This window comes from Rhizobium sp. P2_G9 (assembly GCF_056403475.1).
On record NZ_JBFUFK010000001.1, the window covers coordinates 173,650 to 186,452 of the forward strand.

10 protein-coding genes are annotated in these 12,803 nt (G+C 59.1%); 8 read left to right on the forward strand and 2 right to left on the reverse strand.

Annotated elements, in window-relative coordinates; all coding sequences use genetic code 11:
* Positions 1-160 precede the first annotated feature (160 nt).
* Both AC1DYF_RS01000 and AC1DYF_RS01005 read left to right on the forward strand, forming a co-directional pair.
* Positions 161-880, forward strand: coding sequence for a response regulator transcription factor (locus AC1DYF_RS01000; protein ID WP_477874309.1), 720 nt, complete (start codon positions 161-163; stop codon positions 878-880).
* A 54-nt stretch (positions 881-934) separates the two neighbouring features.
* Positions 935-2,356: a sensor histidine kinase gene (locus AC1DYF_RS01005; RefSeq protein ID WP_477874311.1), complete on the forward strand. Its 1,422-nt coding sequence runs from the start codon at positions 935-937 to the stop codon at positions 2,354-2,356.
* Between the two features lie 13 nt (positions 2,357-2,369).
* Here the strand turns inward: AC1DYF_RS01005 and AC1DYF_RS01010 are convergent, their stop codons facing one another.
* Together AC1DYF_RS01010 and AC1DYF_RS01015 are read right to left on the reverse strand one after the other, a co-directional pair.
* Entirely contained in the window at positions 2,370-4,046 is a 1,677-nt protein-coding gene (locus tag AC1DYF_RS01010; protein WP_477874313.1) for a calcium-binding protein, read from the reverse strand.
* Positions 4,047-4,378: 332 nt separating this feature from the next.
* Complete coding sequence (locus AC1DYF_RS01015) at positions 4,379-6,115, reverse strand: calcium-binding protein (RefSeq protein ID WP_477874315.1); 1,737 nt, start codon at positions 6,113-6,115, stop codon at positions 4,379-4,381.
* Between the two features lie 205 nt (positions 6,116-6,320).
* On the opposite strand from AC1DYF_RS01015, the gene puuE reads away from it, so the two are divergent.
* The 6 genes from puuE (at position 6,321) to AC1DYF_RS01045 (ending at position 12,775) form a co-directional block, all read left to right on the forward strand.
* Positions 6,321-7,238 carry an allantoinase PuuE gene (gene puuE, locus AC1DYF_RS01020; protein ID WP_477874317.1) on the forward strand — a complete coding sequence of 306 codons (918 nt, stop codon included), beginning with the start codon at positions 6,321-6,323 and terminating at the stop codon, positions 7,236-7,238.
* Between the two features lie 405 nt (positions 7,239-7,643).
* Complete coding sequence (locus tag AC1DYF_RS01025; protein WP_477874319.1) at positions 7,644-8,345, forward strand: calcium-binding protein; 702 nt, start codon at positions 7,644-7,646, stop codon at positions 8,343-8,345.
* A gap of 463 nt (positions 8,346-8,808) precedes the next feature.
* On the forward strand, positions 8,809-9,675 hold the full coding sequence (locus AC1DYF_RS01030; protein WP_477874321.1) for a calcium-binding protein: 867 nt from the start codon (positions 8,809-8,811) through the stop codon (positions 9,673-9,675).
* A gap of 243 nt (positions 9,676-9,918) precedes the next feature.
* Positions 9,919-10,602 carry a calcium-binding protein gene (locus AC1DYF_RS01035; RefSeq protein ID WP_477874323.1) on the forward strand — a complete coding sequence of 228 codons (684 nt, stop codon included), beginning with the start codon at positions 9,919-9,921 and terminating at the stop codon, positions 10,600-10,602.
* 378 nt (positions 10,603-10,980) lie between these two features.
* The gene (gene uraD, locus AC1DYF_RS01040; RefSeq protein ID WP_477874325.1) at positions 10,981-11,475 is read left to right on the forward strand and encodes a 2-oxo-4-hydroxy-4-carboxy-5-ureidoimidazoline decarboxylase; all 495 of its coding nucleotides are present in this window, start codon (positions 10,981-10,983) and stop codon (positions 11,473-11,475) included.
* A 151-nt stretch (positions 11,476-11,626) separates the two neighbouring features.
* Positions 11,627-12,775, forward strand: coding sequence for an amidohydrolase (locus AC1DYF_RS01045; protein WP_477874327.1), 1,149 nt, complete (start codon positions 11,627-11,629; stop codon positions 12,773-12,775).
* Positions 12,776-12,803: the final 28 nt, after the last annotated feature.

Consider the following 12,803-nt stretch of genomic DNA (forward strand, 5'->3'; position numbering starts at 1 on the left):
AGCGATGTTGTCTCAGGCCGATTTCGGGTTTTCAGAATTTTGTTGCACTGATATTTCCATTTGTAACCGGCTGACGGGCTATGGAATCGCTGGCCAGTGTCGAAACGCTTGCATTTGCCGGCTCAGTCAGTTTACTTCGCCAAAAACACGGATTGAGATTATGTCGGGTGCATCCCCCAGACTGCTGATCGTCGACGACGACCAGGAGATCTGTTCGTTGATCACGCTCTATTTCCAGAAGCACGGCTTCGAAGTCATCACTGCGTACTCTGCGGCGCAGATGCATCGCGAACTCGCCCGCGAAGAGATCGACCTGGTGCTGCTGGATATCATGCTGCCTGATGCGAGCGGGCTCGATCTTTGCCGCATGATCCGCCAGACCACTGCCATTCCGGTGATCATGCTCACAGCCGTCAGCGACCTCGCCGACCGCGTCGCGGGCCTGGAAATCGGCGCCGATGACTATGTGGCAAAGCCTTTCGAGCCACGCGAACTTCTGGCGCGCGTGCGCGCGGTCATCCGCAGGCACCAGCAGGCCCAGCCCACGGAGGCGCAGCGCGCGGCCGAGACTTATAAGCTCGACGGCTGGACGCTCGATGTCGACCGCCGCCGCTTCGCTAGCCCCGACGACGTGCTGATCAGTCTTACCTATGCCGAATTCGAGCTGCTCACCATTCTCGTGCGCAATGCCAATCGGCCGCTATCGCGCGCCCACATCCTCGAACTGGTCTCCGGCATCGGCTCCGATGTCTATGACCGCAGCGTCGACGTGCTCGTCAGCCGCCTGAGGAAGAAGCTGGAAAACGCCAATTGCTCGCTCAACATCGCCAGCATCCGCAATGTCGGCTATGCGCTGCAGGCGCCGGTCGAACGTCGTTGACGCGATCGGCGGCGTTGAGGGCATAAGCCGACACATTTGCAGAACGGATAATACATGGGTAATGCCACGCGCTTCCTACCCCGATCTTTCGCAGCCTGGGCGCTGATCATCGTCGTCGTCGCGGTCATCGCGCTCGAAGTCGTCACGCTGCTGATCGCCACCTATTCGGTCGAGGACAATCTGCGTACGGCCGACCTTTTCCGCCTCGCCGAGCGGATTTCCGGCGTTGCACGCGCCGTCTCCAGCCAGCCGACCGACAAGCGCCGTGAACTGATCGGCGGCTTCCAGTCCGCCTTTCTGGCGGTGACCATCGACGATGCTCCGGCCGTCGCCAACATCATCGCCGATGACGACGAGATGGCCGAGCTTGAGGACATCCTCACCGCCAAGCTCGCCACCAACGGCGTCACCGATCTTCGCATCGCCGAATATGACAACAACAAGCTGTCGCAGGGACAGGGCCTGGTGCTGCACGGTGAAAGCGGCGATGAGGGCATCGAAGCCGATCTCGCCCGCGAGGCGCAAAGTTTTGGCGCGTCAGGCTATTTCACTGCGTCGATGAAGATGGCCGACGCCGACTGGATCAATTTCATCATCCGCAAGTCGCCGCGTACGACGCCGCTGACCACGGACAACCTTTATATCTATGCGCTGGTCGCCGCCGTGCCGCTGATCATCTGCTTCTGGGCGGTGCGCCAGCTCGTCTGGCCCTACAGGCGCCTCGAACGGGCAGTACGGCAACTGGGTGAGGACTTGCATGCGCCGCCGATCCTCGAACGCGGCGACTACGAAGTCCGCTCGGTCATCCGCGCCATCAACGCCATGCAGGGGCGGCTGAAAGACTATATTTCAGAGCGTGAGCACTTGGCCGCGGCCCTTGCCCACGATCTTAGGACGCCGCTCACCCGCATGAAAATCCGCCTGGAACTGGCCAAAAGCGAGCCGGTGCAGCTCCTGCAATCGGATATCCGCGAGATCGAGCATATCGTCAATTCGGTCCTCGAATTTTCCCGCGCCGAAAGTGCGACGGCGCCCCGTGACAAGGTCGATCTCGCCTCGCTCGTCCTGGACATCTGCGACAATTATCCCGAAGCGACATTCACCGCGCAGCCCGCCGGACGCATGCGCGCGGTCGTCCGGGCCAACACCACCTTCCTCAACCGCGCCGTCACCAACCTGGTGGAAAACGCCATTCGCCACGCCGGTGTTGCCCGCGTCTCGATCGCCTCGGCTGATGGCTGGGTGAAAATCACTGTCGATGACGACGGCAGGGGTATCCCGCCGCAGGAACTCGAAAACGTCGTCAAGCCGTTCTACCGGGTGGAATCCTCCCGCAACAAGGACACCGGCGGCACCGGCCTCGGCCTCGCCATCACCGATAGCGTCGCCCGCAGCCACGGCGGCCAGTTGGAACTGGCCAACCGGCCGGAAGGGGGATTGCGGGCGGAAATTACGCTGCCGCTGGCGGAAGGGTGAGGGGGCGCCTGCTTCAAAACTGGAAGTCAGACGCATTGAGATCCTTCACTGTAATCCCCTCGAGGAAGATGTTGTTATGGCCGAACCAGACTACGAGATAGCCGTCATATTGAACGGTGTGATGCACCATCAGATCGCTGAAGTTTCTCACTGATTTGACGGCCGAAAGATCAATGACATCGTGAGAGGGGCCTTTGGCGGTGAAATCATCGATCCCCGTTTGCCCGCGTATCTCTGTGAAGACGAAGGTATCTTTGCCTTCGCCGCCGTCCATGCCGTCAGTGCCAGCAGTGCCGATCAGCACGTCGTCACCGCTGCCACCGGAGAGGAGATCATCTGACGCTCCCCCCATCAGCCAATCATCACCGCTGCCGCCCAAGGCAGTATTGTATTCCGGAAACCCGCTATCGAGATGTTTGCCCAATATGACAGTATCATTGCCGTTGCTGGCATCGACGAACCAGAGGCCGTTCGAAGCGCTGAGATCGATGTGATCGGTGGCCACGGAGCCATGCAGTGTCGCCGTGCTGGACAGATCGTCTTTCACCTTCTTCCAAGTGAAATCACCACCGTGCGAAAAATTTATCTCATGACCGGCGGCATCATGCACTCCGGCGAATGAGTCCAGTAGTTTAGGATCGATGGTCAAAGTTCCCTGGAGATATAGCTGCTCGACGCTGTTGATCTTCGAATCTGAAGCAACGTCGCCGCTGGCATAGAGACGGTCTTCGCCTGTGCCGCCGTTGAGCGACCAACGTCCGTGTACGCCATAGAAATTCTCGACGAAACTGTCATCGCCCGCGCCGCCCTCGGCAGTACCTTTGCCTGCGCCTAGAGTGATCACATCATTGCCGTCGTCGCCATAGAACCGGTCGTGTCCGGCCTCGGTGACCACCAGTCGGTCATTGCCCTCACCGCCGTGAATCGTATTGCTGCCGTGGTTGTCGAACAGGTAATCATTGCCACCTGCGCCGTTGACGATATCGTCACCAGCCCCGCCCGTGATCGAGTCGTTTGCCGACCCGCCAGTAAGTGTGTCGTTTCCGGCCTGCCCGCTGAGGTAGTCCCCGCGTTGCGAGCCGACCATCACGTCATCACCTCCTCCGCCGGAAATGGTGAACCGTGTGGCTGTATTTGAGACGTCGAAGTGATCGTCGAAAGCGGTGCCGACCAGGTCTATGTGGCTGCCGGCAAAATTGACGTCGTCGATCGTGGCTGGACGCTTAAACGAAAGGATGCTGAGGCTGACTATCGAATCGAATTGCGTCAGGTCCAGATCGCCGATCTTCGCGTTGTTGGCGATATAGAGCTTTTCGATGCCGGTGATGGCAAGGCCGTCGGATGCCAGAACCTTGCCGACCGCCTTCAGCGTGTCTTCTCCATCGCCTCCGTCGATCACGTCCTTGCCGTACTCGTAGGTAATGAGGTCGTCGCCGGCTCCGCCGCTCAACGTGTCGTTTCCAACCGAGTCCGTGATGTCATCATTGCCATCTTCGCCGAAAAGCTGGGCGCCATAAACCTTGGATATCGTTATCTTCCCGTTATAGTCCCCCCAAAGCGTATCGCTGCCACCGCCCGCGTCGATCACGTTGTATATTAACCTGTCACCGCCGGACGATTCTCCGACTTCGACACTGAGTCGGTTCTTGTGGTTGTTACCTTGAACGACCAGGCCCGTTATATCGGTCATGTCGGTATTTGCCCTTCTTCACTTGGTCTTCGAGATCGAGTTGTTTTGGTTCTGCGCGCGTCGCGATGTTGCCTGCTGGACGCTCTCCGGTTGGGGCGCTCTACGATTTTACATTGCCGTTTTTATCCTGTTGCCTTCAAGCTTACGCAAGCTGACCGAGATCGAGGCCGGTATGGCAGAACGCCACACCGGCGGACCATTGCGTCACGTACGGCCAGATATCGATAGCACCTATAGGTAGAAGATAGGTGCTGTCGCAGGGTCAGTGTCGAGGCCAGGCGCAGACCATGCCGCCGCCGACGCAGAGACAAGGTGCAGCGCTTGCGTGGACGTCAAAAAACGAAGTCGGATGCCTGGAGGTCTGCAGTCTTGACGTGGTTAATGGCGATCTCGCTGTGGCCGAAGGTGATGAACACCGCATGCACGCCATCGATCGTCTTGATGTGGTTGGACATCATGTCCTGGAAATTCTTGATTGTGGTGACGCGCGAGAAGTCGATCACATCGTGCCCCTGCCTGTCGAAATCGTAGATAATCGCCCCTTCTGTCGCGTTGGAGAAGACGAAGCTATCGTTTCCGTCGCCACCATACATGTAGTCCAGGCCATATGTGGCCACCAGGGTATCGTCGCCATCGTCACCGAAGAGATAGGCCTTGGCGCCATACGCGTAGAGAGTATCGTTATCCACGCCGCCGTGAACCGTCGCCAGGCCGCCGTATTCGCGGATCGTGTCGTCGCCGGTGCCGCCATTCAGCTTGTCCTGCGTGCCATTGCCCCATAATGCGTCATCGCCATTGCCGCCCTGCAGGGCCTCGATACCAATGCCGCCGACAAGTCTGTCGTTGCCGTCGCCACCATTCACGGACCAGTTGATGCGTGAAGCGCCCATATCGATATGGTCGTTCTCATCTGAACCGTAGAGGTCAATATACTGCTTGGCGTTCCCGGCTGGGTTCCAGTGGAAATCGGCGGCGGTTGAAAGATGGATCGAAAACAAATCTCCGCTGACGGATTGTATGTGCTCGAGCGCGGTGGCGGCAATGGTCAGTTTGAAATTGTTGTAGGGCGTCACCATCAGCGTTTCGACGCCGCCGATCTTGCATTGCGAAAGGTCGGCGTCACGGTCGATGTCGATTGTGTCGCGGCCATCGCCGCCCTGTATGAGAAGGTCTCCGGCATTTCCTTGGAGGACGAATCTGTCGTTTCCGCTACCGCCGTCCACGAGCGTTGATTTGTTTGCCGTCAGATCAATCGTGTCGTTGCCGGCATCTCCGGTCACGATGCCCGACTGTTGCTGGATGACAGTGATCCTGTCGTTGCCGTCGCCGCCATGGATCGTGTCCGTGCCTTTCTGTTCCCACATCCAATCGTCGCCGCCGCCGCCAAAAATAATGTCATTGCCGGCTTCACCACGAAGATCATCGTTCTGATCACCGCCTTGGATCGTGTCATCGCCCTTACCGGCAGAGATCCACAGCGGCACGCGTGACGACGACACATCGAAGAGATCGTCGGCGGAAGATCCGGTGAGATGCCAATGACGGCCTATGAAATCCAAGTCTTCGACGGTCGCCTGGTGCGTGAACACCATTTGGAAAACGTCGGCATTGGCTGCCTTATTGCGAAGGACGAAATGGGACAAATCGAGGTCGCCAACCGTGACGGTCTCAGCTGTGAAATCGATCTCTTCGATGCCTGTCGTGGAGAGCTTGGCGGCGGAAAGCGTCGCATAAGTATCGACGTCGAGGACATCGCGTCCGCTGCCGCCGTCGACGACCGCGTCTCCTCCCAAATAGTGTATCGTATCGTTTCCATCGCCGCCGGAAAGCGTGTCTTTCCCACCGGAGCCCAAGAGTGTGTCGTTGCCGTCCTCACCGAAAAGCTGCAAGCCGAACCGGGTTGCATAGGGCTCGAAGTCGCTCGCCTGGCCGCTCAGCCGATCGTTGCCGCCGCCGCCATAGATGACGTTGTAGACTGTGGCGGTCCCGTTTTGATTCCAGTCGATTTTCACGTTCAGCTCGTCGTCATCGTCACCCCCCTGGATGACGAGACCGGTCGTGTTGGTCATCAGCGTCCCTCATGCGCATCCTGCAGTTCTGCATTGCAGCCTTTATCGCGTTGTATTTGCAGGCATACAAGCTGACGGACGGCGGTGGGTGTGCGATAGAATGCCGCAGGGTTGATCTCTGTCGAAGCATCGACTGCCAAGCATGGCAAACTCTCGACAAATACGTCTTCCGCTTTTAGTTTGCCGGAAAAGCGAAGGAAAAAGCATGCCCGACACTTCCTACCCCCGCGATCTCATCGGCTACGGCCGCAACATCCCCGATCCGAAATGGCCCGGCGGCGCGCATGTCGCGGTGCAGTTCGTGTTGAACTATGAGGAGGGCGGCGAGAGCTGCATTCTCGACGGCGATGCGGCCTCGGAAAACCTCCTGTCGGAGATCGTTGGGGCCGCGCCTTGGCCGGGCCAGCGCAATCTCAACATGGAGAGCATTTACGAATATGGCTCGCGCGCCGGCTTCTGGCGGCTGCATCGCATGTTCACCTCGATGAACGTGCCGGTCACCGTCTATGGCGTGACGCTTGCCATGGCCCGCAATCCGGATGCGGTGGCAGCGATGAACGAGGCCGGCTGGGAGATTGCCAGCCACGGCTACAGGTGGCTGGAATACAAGGATTTTTCCGAAGAGGCCGAGCGGCGGCACATCCTCGATGCGGTGCGGCTGCACACTGAGGTGGCCGGCGAGCGGCCTTATGGCATGTATCAGGGCAAGCCCTCGGTCAACACGTTGAGGCTTGTCATGGAGGAGGGCGGTTTCCTCTATTCCTCCGACAACTATTCCGACGACCTGCCCTTCTGGGTCCCCGACCTCGGCGGCAAGCCGTTCCTGATCATTCCCTATACGCTCGAAACCAATGACATGCGCTTCGCCACGCCCCAGGGGTTCAATTCCGGCGACCAGTTCTTCGCCTACCTCAAGGATGCCTTCGACACGCTCTATGAGGAGGGGCGACAAGGTTCGCCGAAGATGATGTCGATCGGCCTGCATTGCCGCCTCGTCGGCCGGCCCGGCCGTGCCGCGAGCCTGCGCCGCTTCATCGATTATGTCTTGAAGCACGATCGCGTCTGGATCCCAAGGCGCATCGACATCGCCCGCCATTGGCACGAGCATCATAAGCCGGCCTGAGGAGAGCACCTCCGCCACCGCGGAACCGGCCTTCAGCGTCGGCGGCGCGCCTGAGAATTGCGTCGCAACTTGCGGGTTCTCCGAATTGGACAGGGCTGGGCAGCTTCCGAAAACATGCTGGGAATGGAGGATGTCCATCCGGCGCTCAAAGCGGCGACCTCTCCCGCCGACTGCCCCATTCCCGGGCTTCATTCCAGCACATATGTTCTTTTTTCTTCCACCCCGAAGAAAAGCCGAGGGTCGAACGTCCTGTGTTCAAGTCGCGGTTTTGGGTTAACCTTGACTTAATCACGACTTCTGAGCGATGCTCTTTCGGACAGGCGCCTGCAACCAATACAACGGGCAACCGTAGAGCATTCCCGAAAATCAACGATATCCGGCGTCCTTACATGGGAGATAAGATCAATGGCCAAAATCGTCATCAGCGACCTGCTCGGTGAACTCGGCAACCCGGCGGACTTTTACGATTCTTCGAAGCTGTTTCCTGACAAGGCCACCATGTCGGATAAGGCGGTCTACACCGACGAAACCAGCAATGCCCACATCGTGCTCAACGGCACCGGTTTCGAATATACTGACGGCTGGATCACCGCCGGCACGATCACCAAGATCAATTTCGAAAACAGTGACAAGGCCTCGCTCATCAGCGTCACTCAAGGCACGTTCGATGCCGCCAAGATCATCGAGGCGCTGCATGACAAGGGTGTCGAAAAGGCTTTGCAGATCGCGCTTAGCAAGGCGGACACTTTCGTCGGCTCTGCAAACGGCGATGCGCTATACGGCTTTGGCGGTGCGGACAATATCAAGGGCAATGGCGGCAACGATATTCTGGCTGGCGGCAAGGGCGACGACATGCTCTATGGCGGCACCGGCTCTGATATCTTCGTCTTCAACAAGGGCGACGGTCACGACACGATCCGGGACTTCGATGCCGATGGCGGCGGCCTCAACCAGGATTATATCGACGCCAATTTCGCCGATGTCCTGAAGATCAAGCAGGTGGACCACAGTGTCGTTGAAATCGACTTCAAGGGCGGCGACGTGCTCACGCTTGAACACGCCACCAAGTCCCACATTACGCAGGCGGATTTCCAGACGGTGATGTAACGGCGGTTGGGCAAGCAAAGCGTCCGGGTACCCATCGGCCGCGGCTTTCAAACGAGATCGATGTCATCTTGCGTTGTCTTCTGACGACGCGGACAATGATGATTGAGAAGATGGCCGAGCATATTTCCGGCAGTGCACATGAGGGCGCTGCCGGCTTTCTGCGTTTGACCCTCTTGCCCTTCCTGCGGTGATCGCGCCGGCTTTTTGCCGTCCTGCGCGAATAAACCTCCAGTACCGACCGTCACAAGAATGCTTCGACAGACGTAAAGTGGTGACCGTGCCGGCTTTTCCGGATCAGCGCGGCCACCACTCTTTTTTCGTCGCGGCGGCGTTCTATCCTCGATGGGTCGTCGACGCTTTTTGAAGCCTTCACGGCGGGTCCTGCCCCGCTTTTCTTAATATTGAATGCGGATCGATCCGCATGGCCTCATTTCCAATAATGACGCCTCATCAGGAGACGCCAATGGCAAACAAGACCGGGGACGGCAACGACAACAACATCAGCGGCACGCGCGACGGCGACGAGATCTCGGGCCTGGGCGGTGGCGATCATCTTTACGGCTTGCAAGGCAACGACACGATCCATGGCGGCAATGGAGATGACGTGATCTCGGGCGACTGGGGCGACGACAAACTGTTCGGCGACGCAGGCGACGACATCATCTACGTGTCCTCCGGTAAGGACACGGTCGACGGCGGTGCCGGCAACAACTGCATCAGCTTCGCCTATGTTTTTCGGCCGATCACCTTTTCGCTGACGCAGCACACATTCCACTATACCGACCGCAACGGCGATAACACGCTCAACATCAAGAATATCGAAATCCTCAACGGCAGCGGTTACGACGACACGCTGATCGGCGACAACAAGCGCAATATGATCGGTGGCGGTCTCGGCGACGATGTGCTGAAGGGCCAGGATGGCGATGATTTTCTCATCGGCGGCGATGGCCACGAGACCATGATCGGCGGCGCCGGCAAGGACACGTTCCTGTTCAACACCAAGGCGACGGCTGAAAATTTCGACACCGTCAAGGATTTCAACGACACGGACGACCGGCTTGCCTTTAACGACGTGGATTTCAAAGGCATCAAGGGAACCGGTCCGGCGGACAGCTTTGGCGGTGCCGTGACGCATCATATGGTGGCTGGTGAATTCCAGGCCGGTGCCGGCCATGATGCCAAGACCGCTGCTGTCAGAATCCTCTACGATTCCGACAACGGCATCGTCTATTACGACGCCAATGGCAGCAAATCGGGTGGCCTGGAGGAGATCGCCGATATCGGCAAGCATCACCACCTGACAGCCGATAATTTCTTCCAGTATTAAGAAAACCGACGGAGGCGACGTGGTTCATAGCCGCCGTGGCAAGCGGGCTGCGGCGGCCTCCATTCAGCCAGCCAATCACTGCGTCAGCCTCGCGCCGCCCATCTGACTGCGGGTGGGAGACGCCTGCAGCGCATGGTCGGGAATCGATAGGCTTCAGGGCTGGCACCGCCGCTTGGCAGGGGCGGCCGCAACGATTATCGTTGCTGCTCGTGCTTCCTCGAGAAGCGAACCCGGGAGGCGATCATGGCAAAATTCACTTTTACCCCCTTGCTCGGCAAATTCGGCAGTCTCGCTGCGATCTATGATGAGCAAACACTGAAGCTCGACAAGGGAGGCTCCGGCACGCATGCGGAATATACGGACACGAATGGCGGCGAGCACATCGTTTTTTCGGGCACCGGCTTTCAGTATGGCAAGCACGGCTTCACCGGCACCATTCATTCCATATCCTTTGAAAACAGCGATGGCGAAGCGATGGTCACCGTCACCGACGGTGATTTCAGCGCCAAGTCGCTCACCAAGACCCTGACCGGCACCAATGGCGTCGAGATATTCCTCGACATGATCCATGCCGGCAACGACAAGATCACCGGATCGAGCACGAATGACTACCTGACCGGTGGCATGGGCGATGACACAATCGACGGCGGCAAAGGCAACGACCAGATCTACGGCGGCAAGGGCCATGACCACATGCAGGGCGGCGCCGGTTCCGACCAGTTCCTTTTCTCGCCCGACAGCGACGTCGTCGACGATTTCGACGCCAATGGCGGTGGCAGCAAGCAGGATTACATTGTCGGCAACTTCAAGGATATTGATGTCGCCAAGTCAGACGACGGCGTGGTCCTGACCATGGCCGACGGCAGCACGATGACGCTGCTGCACGTCAAGGCGTCCGAGATCACATCCGCCGATTTTGTCATATGAGCGCAAAACAACAGCCCTTTCTGGCCGCATAAAGTCTGTGCGGAGTTCGCCAGATTTCAGATTGCGCGAGCGCGCCGGCTGGCGATTATTGCTGGAGGACTGGCCGGCCTTAAACGGGCCGAGCAGCGACGAAAGCTGTTCGGCTTCACTTGACCAATGCGGCCGAGGCGTTGATCGGGGTCTTGCTCCATGTTGGCACCCGTTGCTGCAGCTTGCAACCGCGGGCCTTGCCAGCTGAATCGCCACAGCCTCACAGAGGCCTGTTGAGAGGTCTCAATTCGCCTCGACTTTTGCCGGATGCGGCGCTAATTCTCATTCTGTTCCCCCCTGCGTTTTGGGCAGGATTCGTCGCGTTTTCGAAAAATCAGGAGACCGGCCATGAATGAGATGGATTTCATCGCACGCTTCGGCGGCGTCTTTGAGCATTCCGCCTGGATCGCACAGCGTGCTTACGAAGCGCATGAACTGCCGCGGCATCTGTCGGCGGAATCGCTGCACCATATCCTGTCGGGTGCTTTTCGCGCCGCGTCCGAAGAGGAGCGGTTGATGGTGCTGCGCGCCCATCCTGATCTCGCGGGCAAGCTGGCGGTGGCGGGTGAACTGACTGTGGACAGTCGCAAGGAGCAGGCGGGCGCCGGTCTCGATCGGCTGACCGAAACCGAGTTCGAGCGCTTCACCGATCTCAACACCCGCTACCAGGCGAAGTTCGGCTTCCCCTTCATCATCGCCGTCAAGGGCTTGAAGAAAGACGAGATCCTGCACGCCTTCGAGAACCGCATCCACAACAGCCGCCATGTCGAATTCGACACCGCCTGCAAAGAGGTGGAGAAGATCGCGGCTCTCAGGCTCAATGCCATGAGTTTTGGCGAGTGAGAAATGGGTGGTCAGTAGCCGGTAGCGAATAGTTAGAGGCGAACGATTGGTGGAGAATCGTTGTTTATTTCATTCGTGGTCGCATTCTACTGACTACTGACTACTGACTACTGACCTTCGCCATTCGCTGCCATCCCACTCCCGGAGTCCGATGTTTCTCACCAACGCCGACATGGTTGACCTCATTGGCTTTCGCCATGAACTCCATCGTTTCCCGGAAATATCGGGTGAGGAGGCGGAGACGGCGAGGCGGGTCGCCGCCTTTCTTGCGCCGATGCAACCTGACAAAGTACTGACCGGCCTGGGCGGTCATGGCGTCGCGGCCGTTTTCGCCGGCGAGGGGCAGGGGCCGACCTTGCTCTTCCGCTCCGAGATCGACGCGCTGCCGATCCTGGAATTGACCGATGTCCCCTACAAGTCCGAGATATCAGGCAAGGGCCATCTTTGCGGCCATGACGGTCATTCGACCATCCTCGCCGCACTTGGCCGCGGCCTGTCGCGCGAGCGCCCGAAGCGCGGCCGTGTGGTGCTGATGTTCCAGCCGGCCGAAGAGAACGGCGCCGGTGCGGCGGCGGTGATTGCCGATCCGCGCTTTGCCGAAATCCGGCCGGACCTATCGTTTTCGCTGCACAATATGCCGGGCATGCCGCTTGGACATGCGGCGCTTATGGCAGGCGTGGTGAACTGTGCCTCGAGAGGCATGAGGATCGCGCTCACCGGCAGGACCGCGCATGCCTCCATGCCGCATCAGGGTGTTTCGCCGATGGCTGCGGTCGCCTCACTGATGCCGGCACTGACTGCGCTCGCCAACAGTGAGCTGCCGGATCCGGATTTCGCTCTTGTTACCGTCACCCATGCGGCCATGGGCGAGCCGGCTTTCGGCATCGCACCGGGTTATGCCGAAGTCTGGGCAACACTTCGAACACTGCGCGACGAGCGCATGGACGCGCTCTGCGCTGCAGCCGAAACCCTGGCGCGCGAGGCCGCAGAGCGCAGCGGGCTTGCGCTGTCAGTCTCCTATGACGACATCTTCCTGCATTGCGAGAACGCGCCTGTTGCCGTCGATCATCTCGTACGCGCGCTCGACGCCGAGGGCGTCAGCCACGACGCGCGCGGGCTGCCGCTTCGTGCTTCCGAGGATTTTGGCCGCTTCGGCCATGGTGCGCCATCGGCAATGTTCTTCCTCGGCGCCGGCGAGCGCACACCCGGCCTGCACAATCCGGATTATGATTTCCCCGATGCACTGATCGATATCGGCGCCCGCGTGTTCATGCGGCTTGCGCGGAGCATTCTTGGCTAGAACTGGAGGGCTTGGCTGTTGTTGAGGA